Origin of the sequence: Brevibacillus nigriterrae (assembly GCF_049846925.1) — a bacterium.
GTDB lineage: Bacteria > Bacillota > Bacilli > Brevibacillales > Brevibacillaceae > Brevibacillus_H.
On the sequence record NZ_JBNCMT010000021.1, the window covers coordinates 55,254 to 74,023 of the forward strand.

Consider the following 18,770-nt stretch of genomic DNA (forward strand, 5'->3'; position numbering starts at 1 on the left):
TTAAAGAACAGGAGGGAGGTTAAATGCAACATGGCTTTTCTTGTAGTAATAGGATACGATAAGAGTAATAAATGATAACTTCCACCGAATGTTGTACCAGAAAGTAAGCAGGAAAGAAGGGATCAAAGATGGCCTTGAACAAACAAAACTCAAAGCAGCCGAACCAGAATGGAGCGAACAAAAGCATCCGGGATCTGACGAAAAAAGTTTGCGATAGAAATGATGAGGCACTTAGGAAGTTGGCAAAAAATTGATTTCATTATCTCCACAAGATATTCGTGACATTCATGAAGTTATGTTAGAACGGTATGGGGGATTATCAGGTGAACATGAGCCGGGATTAATTGAGTTCATGGCAGACAAACCTTTTCAGGAGTTTGCCGGACAACAATTATATCCCGGCTTATTTGTTAAAGCAGCCGTGTACATGCATGGCTTTGCCACAGCTCAGTACTTTGCGGATGGGAACAAGAGAACAGCGTATGGCTGTGCAGCAGTCTTTCTAGAGCTGAATGGTTACTCGATTATCGTTACAGATGAGGAACTCTTTACTACATGTAAAAAAGTTGCAAACAAGCAAATGACAATTGAAGAATTGGCTTTTTGGCTGAGAAGACACGCAAAACCCCACTAATATCCTTTAAATTAGTGGGGTTTTTCATTTAAGGGGGGAGGTCAGAATGAAATACGTCATTGCCACATTGATTTCCATTATGTTGCTGGTAGCTGTTCCGAGCGGCTTTGCTCAAGTTCACAAGTATATTCAGGAACAAGAGAACGTCCGACATGTAGCAGCTAACCTTACCATGCACTTAGCCAAAAAAGGAACACTTCAACCAGCCAATATTCAATCGATTGTATCTAGCTTTTTACAAGATGAAATATTGAAAAAAGCTCTTCCCATTGATAGCGATAAAGTAACAATCATCATCACACGAGAAAATGGCTTCTCGGATGAGGAACTAACTGCCTACGATACCTTCAAAGTAGTTGTTCACTACCCTCGTCCGAGATTAATTGCATGGCTGGATGTTGTTCCTGATCTGAACATGGAACTGTACGGAACGATGGAACCAGTACCGCATTACAAGGAGGGAACTTAGTGCCGGTTTTCTTATTTTCTCTCTTTCTATTACTCTTTACTTCAATTATCGGTACGAATCATGTAGACACGGCCAACACGATGGCTAAACGAACCTGGTTACAAGATCAAGTTGATATGGCTTTATTTCATGCTTCCATCGTACCAGTAGATGACGGACTGACAGAAGGGTTGGTTGAGATCCGTCTGGATGAAGCGAGGCAGCGATATTATGAACGCTTGCAACAAAATGGAGGGTTAACACAACCCTCACCATCTTCCCCGATAGTGAATTCTGGTGAAAAGAGTGTAACCATGAATCCGGTTGCCATGCAGGTACTATTCATCAGTGCTGAAGAAGCACGAAGCTCTTGGGATATAATTATGCGTTTCACTGGTACATCATGGCAGGAGGTTAGTCGGATAGATAAAGGTACCGGCGGGGAATTGGTTTTACGGATCATTACGAAATCAGGAAAAACATTGATGTTACCACCAAAGTATATTCAGGGACCATCATTGGTTGCTGTTGCATATGCAGACGAACCTCCATTAAATCCGTATGCAGGTGAAAGTGAAATACCAATCGTCAGTGTTCAAAGTATATATGAGGGAAGCAGATAAAAATTGATCAGGAGAATGGTAGGACAGGGTTAAATGAACAGGAGAAGCAACAGATAAATTGGCAACGCCAAGTGATCAAGGAAGAAATGGCAGAACAGAAGATCAAATGAATACGAAAAATCACGGGCGCTTCTGATCTAACGGGGGCGTCTTTTTCGTTTTCTCATGCTGGTTATAAGCCTGTAGGTTTGTATCTGGCAAAGAAAACGAAAGGTATGAAAACGAAAAGAAAGGAGGAATCATCGATTGAAACAGGCGCTTTACGATCAACGAAACTATGAACTATTTCGAAGTAAGTTATCTGCCAATCACAGAGAGATACTATGCATCATTGGGGAAAACCCCAAGATAAACAAGCAAACCATTATTGATAAAAGCCCATTTTCAAAAACAGTTGTTAATGGTTGTATTGAAGCTCTGCATTTTGCAGGCTTCGTAGAGATACAATCCATTTCTCTTAAACGGCAGACGCTTTACGAGTTATCTATGGAAGGGCAATTATTCGTAGATTACCTAATCGATGTCGCAGGAAAGGAGGGATTCATTGATCATGAGTAGCAGAGAGCTTGATTACATGGTTGAGCATGGACTAATCAATAATTTATCCATCCGCTTTGGTGTTATTGGAGCAGGACAAAAGGGAAATAAAGAGGCGGATATTCTAGCAGGCTACAAATTTTCAGATGGAACCATTTGTTACCCATCACTGGCTATTAATTTTGCTGAACCGGATATGTTGCACTTAAAAAACATTCCTGAGGAAGATCGGATTACATTTGACGGTCTGAAAGGTGCAGCTCGTACACCAGCGCTTGTGGTTGAATATTTTGATCCGAAAGTAAACAAGCAAGCGAATGAGATGCGTCAAAAACTAGCAAACGCTATGAGTAAAAAATTTGAGGACATCGACCATCTTTTAATTACCCTTGGAGCAGGCGGGGGATTTGGAACAGGATTTGGCTCCCTGGTGCTTAGCTTAATAAAAGAAGGTTTCTTTCCCGTACCGGTTACACTTCTTTTTTCCATACCGTTCGACGATCAAGACGAAATGGCAAACGCACTACTGCTCATGGATGAGATACGTCAATTTATGGATTTACAAGTTAGTGTTTTTGAGCCAACGGAAAGTAAACCACTAGCATCTGCGATCACTACCGATAACAGATGGCTTTGCGAGATTTTTGAACGGAAGAAGAATCTGCGTGGGTTCCAACAAAAAGCCCTGTCATGGAAAGATGAAAGCAATCATGCAACCCTAAGTATTATCCATGAATCAAACGTTATTCCAGCAAACTTCGGGAGCGATAATATTACGTTTGATCCATCGGACTTAATGAAATTAGTCCAGTTGTCAGGTAAATTCATTACCTTTGCAAAAGCAAGAATTGACCCCGAGTATTCGACGGATGTACTTGAGAAGAAAATGAAAGCCAGCATTGACAATGGATTCTTTTCATGTGGACATCATTTTAATACCGCTACGATGTATGGTGGTTTTATCATTCGTCCAGGTCATTCAGCCTTTTTCAAAGATATTGCTACTGAAAAAACGATCAAAAAAGTATTAGGTAATTATCAGCCACTTACTTCCATGAGCGGAAAATATGGTGATCCAATATGGACAGAAAACTATGCGGTTGCCTACACCATGTTTGCAGGCTTGGGGATGCCAGAGAGGTTTGCCCAGTTAGCTGAAGAGTTGAAGGAACTGAAGGACAGAGACCGGACAAAACAACAGCAACAAATGAAAGAGGTTGATATTTCTGTAGCCAAGAGCAGCGTGCAAAACGCCTTCAACCCTTACAAAAGCAAGGCAGCGAATCGCTTCGGCTCCGATCATACAGATTCTAGTGTGGAATCCGTTTTCTCCCGAAAGGCAAGTCCTCAAGAACAGGAGAACCAATCAGAAAACAATCAACCATCATCCGACAAAAAGGCTTTTGGACTTCAGCGTGATCGATTTGAGCGGTTGCGGAATACACCGCCTTAATTAGATAGATGCTGTTGGATGTTGTTCGATTCTAACAGCATCTAATTGAGCCGATTTTGCATAGCTGGTTTGATCAATACGTTCCAGAAACCTTGATATGAACAGGTTTCTGTTAGAATCCTATTGATTATCCATTCACGAATCGAGGTTGGATGTTATGACAATCAGCACCGGGAATTTTATGGTGGATGCGGTGGGGCAGATACACCTTCAAGGAAATATCATTCCGCCCATGTGGTTAAAGAATTTGATCTACGAAAATGGAAAACCCAATCTGGTGGCAATTGTTTTACTTTCTGAGATTGTTTATTGGTACAGACCCACTCTCATTCGAAATGAGTCTACTGGAGAAGTAACCGAATTAAAGAAGAAATTCAAAGCAGATAAATTGCAACGAGATTACCATAGCTTTGCTGAACAGTTTGGATTTAGCAAACGCCAGGTGAAAGAAGCATTCGATTATTTGGAGAGGGAGATTGGGGTCATTGATCGAGACTTCCGAACAATACGTGATAAAAGCAAAGTCTTAAACAATGTTTTATATATAGGGTTAAATCCAGAATTGCTAAAAAGGATAACATTTGAAAAATTCCATACCCTATTACATTCAAACGCACCACCCTCCTACATTTCAACGGAAGAGGGTGGTGCGTTAGAACGTAGGAGTCTCCTGCATCCAAACGTACCACTCTCCTACATTCCAACGGAAGAGGGTGGTACGTTAGAAAGTAAGACAAATACAGAGATTACTACAAAGATTACTCCAGAGATTACTACAAATATTTCAACAGAGATTACAACAGAAAATAATAGATCAAGTCAGTTAGTAAGTGATGAGTCACCATTACCAAAAATGCTCCAGTTAGTCGTTACAAGAAAAGCACTAACAGACCGACTGAATGAAATCCAATCGGTTTATGAATTAGTAAAAAATGAACCAGGCTACTCTCATGCTGAATATGCTCGTTTGCTTGGAAAACAGGCAATACAAAAAGCATGTAAGGCAAAAACCCCAGAGGAATTTCACCAGTATTTGTTAGGCGCACTTTTAAACAATCTTGCTGATCAAAAGCGGCGACAAGACATCGTAAATGCAGCCTATCCGATTATTGAGGATAAGTTACCTGCTTCCATTCTCCGCCAAAGAGAACGAGAACGTGAGCGAGAACGTGAAAAAGTTGATACCAACCAAAAAACGTCGATATCAGTGAAGGATGATCCAGAACTTAACAAACTCCTAGAGGAATTACGGCTTGATCTGAAGTCGAAGCACAGACCTGATCAAGGCTTTGATTTTGGCGAAGAAGAGAACAAGGATAAAGATTTAAGTGAAGTTGGTGAAAGGCCGTACTAGTAACGAGAGAAGGAGGTGTTTAGCGTGGAATCGGTTCTTTTAATTGCTGCACGAATGGAACCAATTGAACTACATGGCATATCCCTTACGATTTGTGAAACAGTAGATGCTGCAACAAGGATGCTCCTTCGAAGTCAGCCTAGTCTACTCATTTCGAATCAAGATTTTGCTGAAGATGTTTTGCAGCTCATCGAGGATACAGGGCTTACCATCCCTTGTTATATCATACTACCAAACAAGTTATGGAGCACCGAAACGATTCGTTATTGGTCAGCGAAAGGAGTACACGACGTTTGGTGTGAGGACACATGGAAGGAAGATTTGCAGGCCGTAATCAGCATAGAGACAAGAGATGTCAGGCAAGAGAAAATCAAAAGCAGGTTCCCAAAGTTGATGATACAAAGTCAAGAAAGGATCGTTGAAGAGAGAAGAACCCAAGTGGTGCTTTGTGCCGGTTTACACTCACGAGCAGGTACGACATCGATGACTGTAAACATGGCTATGCTTCTGGCAGAAAAGGGTCCGGTTGCCCTATTGGAACACCCGGATTTAGAACACCCTTTTTTAAAAATGTGGCTAGGAGAGCATCACAACAACATTGTATTTTCTCCGCCTAATCCTTTGTCTTACCGGCATGTGATCGTTGACGTGGGAACTCACTTTGATGATCCTTGGACCAAAGGTTGGATCGAGCAGGCCGGGTTAATTTTGCTGGCTGCTGAGTGTGATTTACTCCTGATGGAATGGTTGTTTACCCAAGAGGTATCACTAAACAAACTGGAGTATCTAAGACCCTTTCAGCGCCAGTTACATCTTGTTCTCGCACGTGGATACGACCATTCAATCCCTTTGGAAGTGAATACTCATTTTCCATTCGCTGGAGTTCACTATGGTATAACGTTGCCACAAAAGGAGGTGATGGAAGCTTATACCGAACAAGTTGCTCCATGGAAAGGCAAGAGTTCTCAAAAACAAAAAAAGCTGTTTGAAGAACTAGCCAGTATACTTGAACCGAATACATCAAAAAAGAAAGCTTTTCGATGGCTAGGCTACTAAAAAGAGAAAGGAGGAGTTCAATTGAATAAGCATGGACATATTGCGCTTGGTGTGGCCCTTGGTAGTGCTTATCTATGGTCACAGGGACTCCCTCATACCTGGCAAGATTGGGTGGGGAGCATGGTAGCTCTATCATTTGTTGCCGTTGGATCATTATCACCGGACCTCGATCATAAAACATCCACTGCAAGCAAAGTATTCACACCGTTTTCAGCAAAAACAAGAAGAACACTGAAGCATCTATCTACAATGTCACTTGGGATAGGTGTTTTTTTATTGGTGTTGAAGCTTTTTCTACTCTATGCCCATGTCATTCCTTCTCTGGAATGGACGAAAAATGGGGTAATAGCATTGCAGAGTTCGATACCTGACGAGCTGCTAAAGAGCTATCCGCTCTGGTTGGCCGCCGCCATTCTCCTACGGGTGCTGGCAATTCTACGTGATCTTATCTTGATCGGCGCTGGTGCAGCTTTACTTAATGCCTATGCCATTTATCAGTTGAGCTGGTTCTGGGCATTCGTAGGTGTTGCTCTTTTTATCATACCGCTTGTGCGGCATCGTGGGGTCATCCATACGCCAGAGTTTGCCGTATGCTTAACGATTGGCATCGAGTCCGTTGTATGGTCACAGCCCTGGTACATTCAAGTAATCGGGCAGGGATTAGCCATTGGTTGGTGGGCACATCTCATAGGAGATATTTTTGGATCGGAGGGAATTGAATCCATTTTTTCACGATTTGTGCCCTGGCTCAAGTGGTTAAAGGTTGCCCTTCATTTATTCAAAAATGGGGGGAAAGCTGAAAAGTTTATCATCCGGTTAAGTTGGAGCACAACTGCTTTGATTTTGTGCATCATGATGCTTCAGATAACGCCTACGGAGATGTACCAAAGCGTTTGCAAAATCTTGAGTATTTAGAATGGAGAGGTGTATCTAAATGATTGAGAAAATGATTAATCAGTTAAAAAGCTATCGTCTAGTAGCTGGATTGCTTCCAGTATTTCTTTTTCTGCTACCATCTATAGCAATGGCAGCAGAGGACAACCCAATTACAAAAATAAAAAAATACCTAAAGCTTCGTTGGGAGCTTCTCGACAAAGCTGATTGGGCATTCGGACTGATCATGGTTGTCGTGACACTCATGGTTATTTTTGTCATAGTTTATTTCATTTTCAAAATCGTAGGCCATATTATCAGTTCACAACGAGGAAAAGCAACTCTGTGGGACAAACAATTTTGGTTAACCCAAGGCGGCGGTTTGCTGATTGTGTTTTTATTGGTAGGTGGCTTTTTTATGTCCACCTTGGAAGCTATATATGACTGGACCCATAACATCAAGGTTGAAGAAAAAAGCGGTAACTAAGGGAAGAATGGTATTAAACGGGGGGTCGCATAAAGGCGATCCCCTCTTACTATTAAGGGTGGTGAGGAATCATTGAAAAATGTTTGGTGGAGCTGCGGAGCCATTTTCTACCTACTGTTTTACCCATTAAAAGCATTCGCTAGGCGAGATCCAGACGATGATAGACCGGAAGTGACTACTGACTATTTGGAAGATATGAAAAAATTTTATGGATTCAAGACCGATGATTTGGACGACATCGATTGGATTTTCACCATTGGCATGACACTCGCAACCATCACCTGTGTTGGTAGCTTTGTCTACTTAATTATCAATATCGTTATGCGAATTATTAATGCTCAAAGAGGAAAGGTCACTTTGTTTGATTCGAAATACTGGATCAGGGTAGGCGTGTCATTCATGCTTATCTTTTTTTTAGTAGGGGGCATCTTCATGGTGATCATTGAGCGATTTTATGGCAGTGTATTTTCAGTGTTTTAGGGGGGAGAATCGTGCTGAACTATATCATAAGACGGATATTCCAAGCTGGAATATTCCTGTATATTCTATGTCTTCCAATGATCTCATTTGCTGAAGGAGGCGGTGGTGGAGGCGGAGGTGGTGGAGGTGGTGGAGGTGGTGGAGGCGGAGGTGGTACTGGTGGTCCAACTGGTCCCACTACCGGAGGTGACTCAGGTCTCATAGAACAAATCAAACAACTAGCCAAGACGATGAAAGAATTATGGGAAAAGATAGAAGAGATTTGGCAAAACATCCAGGATCTCATCAGTGGAAAACTAATCAAAGAAGCTGTAGATAAATTTGTGGTATCTCTTGTAGATGATTTTATGGCCCCCTTCTATGGTGCTTTTGGAAAGATTTATCTTTTTACACCGAGGATATCGGAAATAGATTTTGTTTATACAACATGGACAATTATTTCTGTCATCGGATTGGTTCTTTTGCTGATTGGAATTGGGATTCTTGTGTATCAGATTCAAAAAGGAAAAAAGGAGATGGATTTGTTACTAAAAGTATTTGGACTTTCATTTCTTGGTCTAATACTCAGTTTAACCGTAGTTAATTTTATCAATGTAGGAATAAACTGGGGGGTTCAATATACTCTATCCAGTATGCTTAGTACCGAAGAGGTAGACTACCAGACATTAAGTGGGCAGGAAGTTATCAAAGCGATGGTTATCGGTACTGATGCATTTAATGATTCAGATATTCGGAGTATGACACCAGGAGAATTGATCATCCAGACAGAAGGAGGACTTATTACTCTGTTAGGTGTTTCAACCTTTGTGGTTTTTCCATTATGGGCAGTTTCAGTATTAAAGTTGTTAATGGCGATGCTCTTGGCCATGCTAGTAGCAATCTGGATAACGGGGATGGCATATACCGGAAAAGTTGAGATGGTTATTGGGTGGTTGAACCTGTATTTGAGAACCTTAATTGTTGGTGCTTTACTTCCTTTTCATTGGGCTGTTTTTGTGAAGGGGCAAACCGAATACGGGAAAGGACTCGGTTTATCGAGTGTCATTGGGATTTCTCCTACTTGGCTTTCGTTTCTAAGCATGATCGTGTTACTCATCTTTATTTACTTCTTTTGGATAAAACCAATATTTACGGCAGTTAAAGAGCCGATAACACTGGGGGGCGGAGAAGTAATAAAACAGGTTGGTGATTTTGGAGAACGTGCTTCCAAACTGACAAATGGAATTTCCAAACGTATGGGCCTAGAAGAAATGCAGCGCAAAAGTATTGACTGGGCTGAGAAGAGTAAGAAAATCAGTGATTTTGGTAAGAAGCTTCAGGAAGCTAATCTTTCGAGATATACAAAAGAAAAGGTAGCTTCAAAATTAACCGGTGGAATGAGCGAAGTGTTAAGTGGGGTAACGTATCACAATATACCTAATGAGGAATGGGCTTACGAAGCAGGATCAGTCATCCAAAAGGATACACAACAGTTGGAGCATGGAGCACCGATATTCTTTGATATAGAACGATCAAAAGTATCATCTGAGCTGAGAAAACGTGGTTTTACATTGGGTGGGCAAATAACGATTCAAGAAAAGGACCGAAAGGCATTTCAAAAGTTACTAAAAGACCCTGTATTTAAGGATCAATATTTGGATTCTTTTCATTACGATGCTTCAAGCGGCTCCTTATTAATTCACAAAGACTCAGGTGAAATTGGGAAAATGCTAGAAGAGAACAATATTTCGTTAGATGAGTTCAGGCAAGTTCTCCAAAAAGATGGGATGTATCTGGATCTACAAAAACAAGAGATGGGGAACCTTGGGTCGAATGAGCAGTATTCGTCCTTTGTGAAGGAATTGAATGAAGCGATGCCGGTTTATCGACACGTTGATTTGCCAGTAGTTGAATCCAAGGGCGTTTACGATGAACTACAAAAGAAAAGAGATTCAGACCCATGGGTTACAAGGTTAAAGTGGGATGAAGAAAATCAACGTTTACTAGTCCCGGAGGACCTCGTTGAATTTGTGCAAACAGAACTTGACCCGCAACTACAGCAGATGAATTCGTATTTCTGTCTGATCATGCCAGATGGATCAAAATTCTTGCCGAAGATGATGGATGAGTTCCAAAAATCAAGTGGTTCACATTCTTGGGTTAACGATATGAAAGTAGATGAAGACAAGAATCGGGTTTATGTTCGTGAAGATCAAGTGAAGTCATTCAAGGACGCCTATGAAAACTATCGAGATCAAAGAATTCCTTACTGGACGACAAAAAATGGTTCTGTGAAAGTGATTCAGGAAGGGGTGCCTGTCGAGTATGGTTCTATTCCGGTTCTTGGACTGGACATGGGATCTTTTGAAGAGTATCAAAATCGTATGATATGGCAGCACACGAACGGACAGGAAAAGTAAAACAGAATACTTGAATCCTACCGAGGGCTTATATAGTCCTCGGTTCTTTTTTTGAAAACACAAATTTGAATCTACTAACTAATAGGAGGAAAAAGCATGAAATGTTTGAGGGATTGGAAGGGAAGTTTGAATGAGTATTTGTCAATTGGTGACCTGGTTGACGATGAGTTTGTAGATCATTTTCTCAACGTAATGCCACCTGCTTGCTGGACAAGTCAAGTGATTCAACTTGGAGAACCGCATAGTCACATCAACGGGAAAGCAACTTTTGCTACCTTAAAAAGAACACCTGAAGGTTGGAGATATGCGGGCCATTGTTACAGAGGGCAAACAACAAATGTCGGTTAGCAAATCACTTTTCATCCATACACAGTAACCGGGGAGGCATTCGAAATGAAATCAGCAGAAAGCATTAAAGCTAAATGTGATATGTGCGGCTTAATGTTTCCGTTAAGTCAACTTACATTGTTAGAAACAGAAATTAAGGTCTTTGATGAAAAAACAGAGCTTTTTAATGGTTTAGTGTGTCACAAATGTGAGAAGGACCATTATTACATTTTTTAGAAGAGGGTGCATGAATGGCAACGACACACCCAAGAATTCCGTTGACTCTTCCAGAAGATTTGACAGATTCTCAATTTTGATAAATGGGAGGGGACATGTGTGCAGTATTCCAAAGAAATCGCCGTTGATAACTTTGCAGGCGGTGGAGGGGCGTCAAATGGAATTGAACAAGCCCTTGGCCGTGGCGTAGATATAGCAATCAATCACGATGAAGCAGCGATTGCCATGCATGCTGCAAACCATCCAGAAACAGAACATTATCTGGAGTCGGTTTGGAATGTGGACCCTCACAAAGCTACAAGAGGGCGACCAGTAGGGTTATGTTGGCAAAGCCCTGACTGTACCCACCACAGTAAAGCTAGTGGCGGAAAACCAAAGGATAAAAACATTCGAGGATTAGCGTGGAACCTCGTTCGATGGGGTGGGACTGTTAAACCTCGTGTTCAGATCATGGAGAATGTTGAAGAATTCAAGGGATGGGGACCTCTTGTTGCAAAGAGGGACAAGAAAACCGGAAGAGTTGTAAAACTCGATGGAACAGTAGCGGAACCCGGAGAGGTAGTCAAGTTAAAGGACCAATGGTTGGTAGCTGATCCGAAAAGGAAAGGGAAAACCTTTAGGGCATTTGTTCGTTCTCTTCGTGATCAAGGCTACCAGGTTGAATGGAGTGAATTACGAGCGTGTGACTATGGAGCGCCTACTATTCGTAAAAGATTCTTTCTGATTGCTAGATGTGATGGAAAATCGATTGTCTGGCCAAAACCAACACATGGCGATCCAAAGAGTTTGGAGGTTCAAGCTGGCAGATTAAAACCATGGCGGACAGCAGCGGAGATCATAGATTGGTCGATTCCGTGCCCTAGCATTTTCGAGACATCTAAGGAAATTAAGAAAAAGTACGGTGTTAGGGTGAAACGACCTCTTGTTGATAAGACATTGCGTCGGATCGCAAAAGGAATACAGCGTTTTGTTATCGAGTCCGATTCTCCATTTGTGATCAATGATAAGGTTGGCTTCATCACTGAACATGCAAACGGTAGTAACCAGCGCAACATGCCGGTTGGAGAACCAATGAGGACCATCTGTGCTGAGGTTAAGGGCGGCCATTTCGCATTAGTAACAGCGTTTCTAGCACAATATCACAGTGAAACTGCTAAGCATGAAGTACGTGGTCAAACATTGGATAAACCAATCATGACGCTGGATACGTCTAATCGATACGCATTGGTCACCAGCAATCTACTGATTCTGCGAAATAACATGTTCGGTCAAGAAGTAACGGAACCTATTCCAACACTTACGGCGGGTGGAGGACATATTGGTGAGGTCAGGGCTTTTTTGATGAAATATTATGGCTCAGATGTAGGCCAAAGTTGTACGGAACCTTTGCATACAATAACAACAAAAGATCGATTCGGACTTGTAACAATACACGGTGAAGATTATCAGATTGTGGACATTGGAATGAGAATGTTGGAAGCTCATGAACTCTTTGCCGCCCAGGGCTTTCCGCCTGAGTACATCATTGATCAAGATGTAACCGGAAAGAAGCAGACCAAGGAAGATCAGGTTGCACGCTGTGGAAACGCTGTACCTCCACCGTTCGCTGAAGCGTTAGTAAGAGCTAATCTTCCAGAGTTATGTACTGGATCTGGAAACGTAGCAGCATTTGAGCGATATAACCAGCCGATCGGCCAGTTGGCGTTAACGATTTAACATATTGTGTATTGTGCAAAATCGTGTAGCAAATATGAATTAGCAGGCCACTAAAGACCTGCCTCGGTTGGTTCTGATTTAGTTTGAACATTCTCAATAACCAGTATGTCTCCTACACTACACCCTAAGTATGCACAAAGTTTGGAAAGTAGTTCCCGAGGATAACGTTCCATAGTGTCGTTGTAAAGATCTTGAACTGAACCTAGCCGATACTCAATGTCACGAGCAACTCGCCTCACAGAAATTTCTCTATCATCGAGAAGTTGCTTTAAATTTGAACGAAGTTTCATTTTCTCATCTCCTCAAGGAACATATTACATTGATACGTTTAATGTGTCAATTGATTGTTGACACGTATAAAGTATCGGGATATACTGAGTGCAGAATGATACGTTTAACGTATCGATATGAAAGGGATGAGTAAAAATGAAAACATGGAAAAATGAGCAGGAAACGTGGATCGTAGAAACAGATGGTGTACTTGATCAAGGAGCTTTCGTTAGGTTCAATGTTCGTCGCAAGCAATGGCACGGAGGAACGCCTGTTTTCGATGTCTGGGATGCGGAATTCATCCGCAAAGGAACCGACCTTCTTTTTGAGGGAAAAGCCGAAGAAGACCACATTCATCTTTTACATATGAGTGGTGCGAAGGCGACGCCTCGATATGTTCGTAATGTAATACTCAGAATGACAGCGGAAGTCTTAAAAGAGAACGGAATTGAACACACCCCTGCGATATAAGGCGGGGGTGGTGCTTATCACAATAATTACTGAGTACAGCAGGACGGATCGGAGCGCTTAACTGGCTCTCAATTATGTTAAATCAATTGGTTTAGGACCTTCTATTGTTTTCTGTCTGAAGTAAAGAAACAGAGGAAAAGCAAATGATAAACCAACAGTTAAAGTTGCGACTATGTAAATCCACCAATGCTTGATTTGATGCTTTCTAACTTCTTGAAAAAGAAATACCCAGAAAATTAAGCATGAGATAAGAAAATCGGTTGCAAAAAATGAAGAAATGTTGTTTGCAAAAAGTTCTGATGTAAAGAGTTTGATATCTAATCCATTTGCACGAAGAAACGGAATGAAATGACTGTAAGGCAAGACTGCTCCCAAAATTGCCAGTAGCAAATATAGGTTTTTCATTCTTTACTTCACACCCTTGTTTTTGGAAACATTATACAGTCAATAAAGAGTCAACTTCAATTCGTTTGATACTCAAATTCTGTACAATTTAGGGAATTTACACATTGCTCATTTTGATAAATCGGAGGGGAATATATGAAAGAAATCATCCAATTTGATAAAGAAAATCAGGCTTTTGTTGATTGGGATTATATTGGATCTCTTACTGATAAAAAATTTGTATCAGAATTTAAAATTCATTTTGACCCTAAATATGCTTCATCATTTTGCATATGTGAAGATGATAAATTTTTAGAGTTTTATATTACTGAGAACAAGTTAGGAAGCATTTTCTATGCTCTTTATAATAAGCAGGATCACCGTACTATAGAGATACATTCAATCCATCGACATAAAGTGAAATTTTATCTTGAAAAGTTTCCTAATTTAATTTCCTAGAATGTTTTTTCACTTAATGTGTAAGGAGTGAAATCATGAATAGATTGACAAAAAAATCTATTGGAGCGTTTCTATACGACTTAAAAGATTATACACATAAGTCAAATGAATTTAACGATTATGACGCTTTCTTCGAGTACCATATGGCGGTTAAAAGACTTGGGGAGTTAGAAGATGCATTGGAACCAAAGTCGATTGAGGAATGGGGAGAAGATTACGGAGATTGCTTGTGGTGGAAATTCCCAATTGAGGAACCTCCGTATTGTGGAAACCCATTGGATTGCGATTTCCCTGAGTACGTTACACATTTTACAAGACTTATATTGCCTTTATCTAAATAGTTAAGGAAGAAAGGGAGAGGTAATGATGACAGAAAAAACTTTAAAGCTTTCTGAATTGGCTGATGACGTTGAGATCGGTCGTGAAGAGCATAGCGTGAAATATACCGTAGCCGAGTTGAAACGTGAGATTACCGAGTTAGGAGAACCGCATCATGAAAATAATGACTGGTTTACAGTTAAACCGGAGAGATGGCAGCCAAGCGCTGAAAGAATGATAGAGGTATACCTCGATAATGAGTACCAAGATATGTACGAGGACTGGGATGAACGAGCTAATGATTGCTTTACAGATGATGTGAAACAACGTATTCAAGCAATTCTTGACGAGGCGTTTTCCAGCAGTTATGCAACCGATTATTGGACGTTTGAGCAGCCTGTGTTGATCGACATTAAGCCGATGAGTAATCTTGACATTCTCAACAGCATCGAAATCGAGGATCTCTCCGCATCGTGCGGCGAGTTGTAATATATCTTGATTAAGAATACGCCAGAGAACCGCAAGAAACTTTTTAAAATCGGCGCAACGGAGCAAGAGGTTAACGAGTCAACTGACGACATTAGCGAAACTATCGACATCTCCATGATTGGTTTTAAATACACCGAAGCAACTCATTTTAGCCAAAAGGAAATTCGGTTTTTTAACCAAGTTACTGAACCAGCACAGGCAACCGCTTAATAGAACACACGATAGGATAAATGAAAGGAATAGAAAGAAGTAACAATATTTACCGTTCAATTTAAGTAAAGTTTAAATGATAGGGAATAAACGTTCCGTTGTTTGGATAATATGATAATATGAGTTTCTCTTGACGAATTGGATTAAAAATGTAAAAATTATTTCAAAATAATCCAATCGTGAAAGAGAGAGGATATTTCATGAGCTTCTATATTACAAGGGACATTGATATTCAGAAACAAATAGTTGGTACGCTTGTTTCTGGTGTCCATGATGGGTATATAGATCTGATAAATTATAAGGGGACCAATACCAAAGGGGGAGATCCTTATAATCGGAAGGATTGTGTTAACAACACAGTAGAAGAACTCCTCCCACCAGATCAATTTAAAGTAGTAGTGAAGGACGATGAAAATACGCATTGCCTCCAATGGAACGCAGCTCATATTCAAATTTACCACTTGTCTTCCAAAACAATGTTCCTCGTAATGAGCGATGATCAATTTAAGATCAATATGCGAAAGAAAATTAATGAATCTTTGCATCATTTCTTAGCATATAGACTCGCAAATGAAGGCTTAGTTTCTGGTAATGGCTCTCTTCAAATTGGACAGACAAGCTTAGATTTCGAGGATCTGGATGATGGGAGTATGTATAATCTTGCGAATAGTAACTATTTACAATTAAAGCATAAGCTTGATGATCTGATTGGAGAATTGGATGTTAAAGTTCTAACAGTTATTACGTATTCTCTAAACGAAGAAGAAAAAGTTGTCGAAGTTAGTGCATATACTCCACATCCTGATCCAGCATTTGGATACTTAGAAAAGGATAATTGGAGTAAATGGATTACAGTTGAGTATTCCAACGTACCTAACCAAGAATTACCTAATGATCCTGAAGAGATCCATCTTGACATCAAACAATCCGTCAAAGATCAGCTTAACAACGTAGAACTACTTTTCAAACAGGATGATGTAGACGAAGAGGAAGGGGGAAAATAATTTCCTCTCTCCTCAAAAGGAGAATAGAAATGGATCGCATTAGTACGTTTAATCCTAATAGATTAAGAGCAGCTAGAGTATATGAAGGAATGAGCATCGCAGAACTTTCTGGTCTTATAGGAGTATCCAAACAAGTAATCTCACAGTATGAAAATGGTAAAGCAAAACCAAGTCTTGAAACACTACTTAAAATTATGAATGTATTAAATTTTCCACGTGAATATTTCTATTTACCCGATAGAAACAATTCACGAGTAGGAGGTGCATTTTTTAGATCAGCACTTACTGCAACTAAGATTACTAAAGATTCACAAATTGAAAAGTTAGAAAGCTTGACAGAGGCTTTTACCATTTTAGATGAATATATTGATTTTCCCAAATTAAATATTCCAGTTTTTGAAATTGAAAAACTTGATCTTAGTGAAATTGAATTAATAGCAGAACAGACAAGGCAGTATTGGGGATTAGGTCTTGAACCAATAAATAACATTATCAATTTATTAGAGCGAAACGGGGTAATTTTTTCTTCTTTTGAAACAACATCACATAAGATCGATGCATTTAGTCAAACCCAGCTTGTCCATGATGAAGAAAGATTTTTTATCATTCTTGGTAGTGACAAGCAATCTGCTGTTAGAAGACACTTTGACGCTGCCCATGAAATAGGGCACAAAATACTTCACAGCCATATTGAAAGTATTGATGATTTAACAAAAGAAGAGTATAGAGATATGGAGAGACAAGCAGATTATTTTGCTGCCTCATTTCTATTACCAAGAAGTAAATTCCTAAGTGATTTAGTTTCGCCTGTAAATTTAAATCAATTTGTTGAATTAAAGAAGAAATGGAAAGTATCAATTGGGGCAATGGTTATAAGGGCATATCTCTTGGGTGCCATTAATTATAACCAATACCAATATATGATGAGACAAATGAGTAAAAATGGTTGGAGAACAAAAGAGCCATTGGACGATGTTTTAGTAGTCCCCGATCCAACCGTTTTGAGAAAAGCAGTAGATCTTCTTTTAATGAATAACGTTATTAAGGCAAAGGATATTTTGCAGAGACTTGGTTTGCCACAAAATAAAGCTGAATCGATTCTCAATCTAAAAAAGGGATCTCTTGTAGATAAAAGTGCTAATGAAGACAAAATAATTAAACTAGCAGTTCGGCAATCAATAAAGAGCAGCTAATTAAAATACCCCAGCCAAAAGGTTGGGGTATTTTAGCTAGGCCAGAAGTAAAAGGAGTGATAGGTCATGGACGATAGAGAAACACGCTACGAGCAAGAAGAAAACTTTCTCATAACCAGCCTATTGGGGGATATACGGGCTGATATTAGTTTTCTCGGACTAACTTTATGGGATTTGGTTTGGATCGTTGTTCAAACAGTCTTGTGTGGAGCAATACTATCATTTATGCCACTCAATATATTCCTGAAGCTTATCTTAGGGGTAATTGGAGTGGTATTTATTTTTCTCAATCGTTTTCTCCAGTTCCCTTACCGGAGAAAACGATCAAAGAGATACCGAAAGGAAGCAAAAAGTGGAACAGGTGAAAAGATTGGAGAAATACTAAATGTTGAAGCAGATGGTCCCTTCTATAAAAGTGGACGAGAGTGGCAGATAGCGTTTCGAGTGAAAGCACCTCCCTGGAATGAAGCTTTATTTTCTCATAAAAAGAGACGAATTATTTCGTTTGCAAAATTTCTGCGTGCGTGTATGCAAAGGCATGTAAAAGTAATGATTTCTACTGAACAGTCACCGGACTTTCATTGGGATGTATGGAATTCCAAAAGACAGAAAAATGCAGCTACACATGGCATACAAAAGCTAAAGTTACAACGGCTAGATTATTTTGAGAGTCTGGCAAGAACACAGAAGAAAGAAACCAAACAAACAACTTACTATATGGGCCTCTCGGTAAATGAAATCAGACTTCCACGTCAGGAAAGAGATGGGGAAGAAGGACTCGAAAAAACACAAATTGAACGGAGACGGATCATTGAGGACTTAAAGGAAATCCGAAACTTGACTGACATTCTACAGGAAGGAAATCTACTGTGTACAACGATTTCAGGCTTTTCGGTAACCGAAGCAGTAGCAAGGCAATGGGCACCATTAAGTTGGAATGCGTGGAAAGCTGCACAGGGGAATTGGGAAGTAGATGGAGTTAATTTTCAAACTGAAGCCATAAAACCACAGCATGTTACTTCAACAACAAATGAGAAATCTTCGAGAGGTAAGATGATTTTTACCTGGGTGAGGAAAATGATTGGCTCTTCTTTCCGGTGGCTTGCCGGTATGTGGAGTAACATACTGGCGTTTTTAAAACAAAAAAAACACAACCGGAAAGAAAAATCACTTGTCTCCGCAAATGTAATTGAGGAACGGAAAATGATACTTTTGCCGGAAAATACAGAAGAAAATATGACCATAAGTGCGGTAAATAAAGTAAGAGATACGGAAGCTTGTGCGGAAAGTGCGGAAAATAGATTTGAAAAGAATGAACATGTAAAAAGGTATATGGAAAATGAGGGGA

Annotated in this window: 24 protein-coding genes; 22 read left to right on the forward strand and 2 right to left on the reverse strand. The window is 40.1% G+C overall.

Translation table 11 applies throughout. The annotated features are described in order from the left end of the window. The first annotated feature begins 250 nt into the window (after nucleotides 1-250). The 14 genes from ACPW7N_RS16125 (at nucleotide 251) to ACPW7N_RS16190 (ending at nucleotide 12,624) form a co-directional block, all read left to right on the forward strand. Nucleotides 251-634: a type II toxin-antitoxin system death-on-curing family toxin gene (locus tag ACPW7N_RS16125; RefSeq protein ID WP_425652123.1), complete on the forward strand. Its 384-nt coding sequence runs from the start codon at nucleotides 251-253 to the stop codon at nucleotides 632-634. 46 nt (nucleotides 635-680) lie between these two features. Continuing rightward, the gene (locus ACPW7N_RS16130; RefSeq protein WP_425652124.1) at nucleotides 681-1,103 is read left to right on the forward strand and encodes a hypothetical protein; all 423 of its coding nucleotides are present in this window, start codon (nucleotides 681-683) and stop codon (nucleotides 1,101-1,103) included. Further along, the gene (locus tag ACPW7N_RS16135; protein WP_425652125.1) at nucleotides 1,103-1,705 is read left to right on the forward strand and encodes a hypothetical protein; all 603 of its coding nucleotides are present in this window, start codon (nucleotides 1,103-1,105) and stop codon (nucleotides 1,703-1,705) included. Before ACPW7N_RS16130 ends, ACPW7N_RS16135 begins: the two co-directional genes overlap by 1 nt. A 246-nt stretch (nucleotides 1,706-1,951) precedes the next feature. Then, a complete protein-coding gene (locus tag ACPW7N_RS16140; protein ID WP_425652126.1) occupies nucleotides 1,952-2,263 on the forward strand; it encodes a hypothetical protein in 312 nt (103 codons plus the stop codon). Beyond that, the gene (locus ACPW7N_RS16145) at nucleotides 2,256-3,695 is read left to right on the forward strand and encodes an FtsZ/tubulin family protein (protein ID WP_425652127.1); all 1,440 of its coding nucleotides are present in this window, start codon (nucleotides 2,256-2,258) and stop codon (nucleotides 3,693-3,695) included. The genes ACPW7N_RS16140 and ACPW7N_RS16145 overlap by 8 nt, the downstream gene beginning before the upstream one ends. A gap of 247 nt (nucleotides 3,696-3,942) precedes the next feature. After that, nucleotides 3,943-5,049 (forward strand): hypothetical protein, encoded by a 1,107-nt coding sequence (locus ACPW7N_RS16150; RefSeq protein ID WP_425652128.1) that lies wholly within the window; start codon nucleotides 3,943-3,945, stop codon nucleotides 5,047-5,049. Nucleotides 5,050-5,073: 24 nt separating this feature from the next. Further along, nucleotides 5,074-6,105, forward strand: a complete 1,032-nt coding sequence (locus ACPW7N_RS16155) for a hypothetical protein (RefSeq protein ID WP_425652129.1) — start codon at nucleotides 5,074-5,076, stop codon at nucleotides 6,103-6,105. A gap of 21 nt (nucleotides 6,106-6,126) precedes the next feature. Beyond that, nucleotides 6,127-7,020, forward strand: coding sequence for a metal-dependent hydrolase (locus ACPW7N_RS16160; protein WP_425652130.1), 894 nt, complete (start codon nucleotides 6,127-6,129; stop codon nucleotides 7,018-7,020). Between the two features lie 19 nt (nucleotides 7,021-7,039). Further along, nucleotides 7,040-7,465, forward strand: a complete 426-nt coding sequence (locus ACPW7N_RS16165) for a hypothetical protein (RefSeq protein ID WP_425652131.1) — start codon at nucleotides 7,040-7,042, stop codon at nucleotides 7,463-7,465. Between the two features lie 72 nt (nucleotides 7,466-7,537). Beyond that, nucleotides 7,538-7,945, forward strand: a complete 408-nt coding sequence (locus tag ACPW7N_RS16170) for a hypothetical protein (RefSeq protein ID WP_425652132.1) — start codon at nucleotides 7,538-7,540, stop codon at nucleotides 7,943-7,945. Between the two features lie 11 nt (nucleotides 7,946-7,956). Beyond that, nucleotides 7,957-10,344 (forward strand): hypothetical protein, encoded by a 2,388-nt coding sequence (locus ACPW7N_RS16175; protein WP_425652133.1) that lies wholly within the window; start codon nucleotides 7,957-7,959, stop codon nucleotides 10,342-10,344. A gap of 96 nt (nucleotides 10,345-10,440) precedes the next feature. Beyond that, entirely contained in the window at nucleotides 10,441-10,692 is a 252-nt protein-coding gene (locus ACPW7N_RS16180; RefSeq protein WP_425652134.1) for a hypothetical protein, read from the forward strand. Nucleotides 10,693-10,737: 45 nt separating this feature from the next. Then, a complete protein-coding gene (locus ACPW7N_RS16185; protein ID WP_425652135.1) occupies nucleotides 10,738-10,908 on the forward strand; it encodes a hypothetical protein in 171 nt (56 codons plus the stop codon). 99 nt (nucleotides 10,909-11,007) lie between these two features. Continuing rightward, a complete protein-coding gene (locus tag ACPW7N_RS16190; RefSeq protein ID WP_425652136.1) occupies nucleotides 11,008-12,624 on the forward strand; it encodes a DNA cytosine methyltransferase in 1,617 nt (538 codons plus the stop codon). A gap of 50 nt (nucleotides 12,625-12,674) precedes the next feature. Here ACPW7N_RS16190 and ACPW7N_RS16195 read toward each other — a convergent pair whose 3' ends face one another. Then, complete coding sequence (locus ACPW7N_RS16195; RefSeq protein ID WP_425652137.1) at nucleotides 12,675-12,914, reverse strand: helix-turn-helix domain-containing protein; 240 nt, start codon at nucleotides 12,912-12,914, stop codon at nucleotides 12,675-12,677. 136 nt (nucleotides 12,915-13,050) lie between these two features. On the opposite strand from ACPW7N_RS16195, the gene ACPW7N_RS16200 reads away from it, so the two are divergent. After that, nucleotides 13,051-13,365 (forward strand): hypothetical protein, encoded by a 315-nt coding sequence (locus tag ACPW7N_RS16200; protein WP_425652138.1) that lies wholly within the window; start codon nucleotides 13,051-13,053, stop codon nucleotides 13,363-13,365. 72 nt (nucleotides 13,366-13,437) lie between these two features. On the opposite strand, the gene ACPW7N_RS16205 is transcribed toward ACPW7N_RS16200, so the two are convergent. Beyond that, nucleotides 13,438-13,770, reverse strand: a complete 333-nt coding sequence (locus ACPW7N_RS16205; protein WP_425652139.1) for a DUF2834 domain-containing protein — start codon at nucleotides 13,768-13,770, stop codon at nucleotides 13,438-13,440. A 135-nt stretch (nucleotides 13,771-13,905) separates the two neighbouring features. Here ACPW7N_RS16205 and ACPW7N_RS16210 point away from each other — a divergent pair, with 135 nt between their 5' ends. The 7 genes from ACPW7N_RS16210 to ACPW7N_RS16240 all read left to right on the forward strand — a co-directional run. After that, complete coding sequence (locus ACPW7N_RS16210; protein WP_425652140.1) at nucleotides 13,906-14,208, forward strand: hypothetical protein; 303 nt, start codon at nucleotides 13,906-13,908, stop codon at nucleotides 14,206-14,208. 35 nt (nucleotides 14,209-14,243) lie between these two features. Then, nucleotides 14,244-14,549, forward strand: coding sequence for a hypothetical protein (locus ACPW7N_RS16215; protein ID WP_425652141.1), 306 nt, complete (start codon nucleotides 14,244-14,246; stop codon nucleotides 14,547-14,549). A gap of 25 nt (nucleotides 14,550-14,574) precedes the next feature. Then, nucleotides 14,575-15,015, forward strand: coding sequence for a hypothetical protein (locus ACPW7N_RS16220; RefSeq protein ID WP_425652142.1), 441 nt, complete (start codon nucleotides 14,575-14,577; stop codon nucleotides 15,013-15,015). A 6-nt stretch (nucleotides 15,016-15,021) separates the two neighbouring features. Then, nucleotides 15,022-15,225, forward strand: coding sequence for a hypothetical protein (locus ACPW7N_RS16225; protein WP_425652143.1), 204 nt, complete (start codon nucleotides 15,022-15,024; stop codon nucleotides 15,223-15,225). A 200-nt stretch (nucleotides 15,226-15,425) separates the two neighbouring features. Then, the gene (locus ACPW7N_RS16230) at nucleotides 15,426-16,229 is read left to right on the forward strand and encodes a DUF5986 family protein (RefSeq protein WP_425652144.1); all 804 of its coding nucleotides are present in this window, start codon (nucleotides 15,426-15,428) and stop codon (nucleotides 16,227-16,229) included. A gap of 29 nt (nucleotides 16,230-16,258) precedes the next feature. Continuing rightward, nucleotides 16,259-17,422, forward strand: coding sequence for a helix-turn-helix domain-containing protein (locus ACPW7N_RS16235; protein WP_425652145.1), 1,164 nt, complete (start codon nucleotides 16,259-16,261; stop codon nucleotides 17,420-17,422). A gap of 66 nt (nucleotides 17,423-17,488) precedes the next feature. Continuing rightward, on the forward strand, nucleotides 17,489-18,770 hold a 1,282-nt coding region (locus ACPW7N_RS16240; protein ID WP_425652146.1), incomplete at its 3' end, for a hypothetical protein.

Coding starts and splice junctions, on each gene's coding strand:
- ACPW7N_RS16130 (WP_425652124.1), top strand. CDS start 681: ATGAAATACGTCATTGCCACATTGATTTCCATTATGTTGCTGGTAGCT.
- ACPW7N_RS16145 (WP_425652127.1), top strand. CDS start 2,256: ATGAGTAGCAGAGAGCTTGATTACATGGTTGAGCATGGACTAATCAAT.
- ACPW7N_RS16165 (WP_425652131.1), top strand. CDS start 7,040: ATGATTGAGAAAATGATTAATCAGTTAAAAAGCTATCGTCTAGTAGCT.
- ACPW7N_RS16180 (WP_425652134.1), top strand. CDS start 10,441: ATGAAATGTTTGAGGGATTGGAAGGGAAGTTTGAATGAGTATTTGTCA.
- ACPW7N_RS16185 (WP_425652135.1), top strand. CDS start 10,738: ATGAAATCAGCAGAAAGCATTAAAGCTAAATGTGATATGTGCGGCTTA.
- ACPW7N_RS16195 (WP_425652137.1), bottom strand. CDS start 12,914: ATGAAACTTCGTTCAAATTTAAAGCAACTTCTCGATGATAGAGAAATT.
- ACPW7N_RS16200 (WP_425652138.1), top strand. CDS start 13,051: ATGAAAACATGGAAAAATGAGCAGGAAACGTGGATCGTAGAAACAGAT.
- ACPW7N_RS16205 (WP_425652139.1), bottom strand. CDS start 13,770: ATGAAAAACCTATATTTGCTACTGGCAATTTTGGGAGCAGTCTTGCCT.
- ACPW7N_RS16210 (WP_425652140.1), top strand. CDS start 13,906: ATGAAAGAAATCATCCAATTTGATAAAGAAAATCAGGCTTTTGTTGAT.
- ACPW7N_RS16215 (WP_425652141.1), top strand. CDS start 14,244: ATGAATAGATTGACAAAAAAATCTATTGGAGCGTTTCTATACGACTTA.
- ACPW7N_RS16220 (WP_425652142.1), top strand. CDS start 14,575: ATGACAGAAAAAACTTTAAAGCTTTCTGAATTGGCTGATGACGTTGAG.
- ACPW7N_RS16230 (WP_425652144.1), top strand. CDS start 15,426: ATGAGCTTCTATATTACAAGGGACATTGATATTCAGAAACAAATAGTT.
- ACPW7N_RS16235 (WP_425652145.1), top strand. CDS start 16,259: ATGGATCGCATTAGTACGTTTAATCCTAATAGATTAAGAGCAGCTAGA.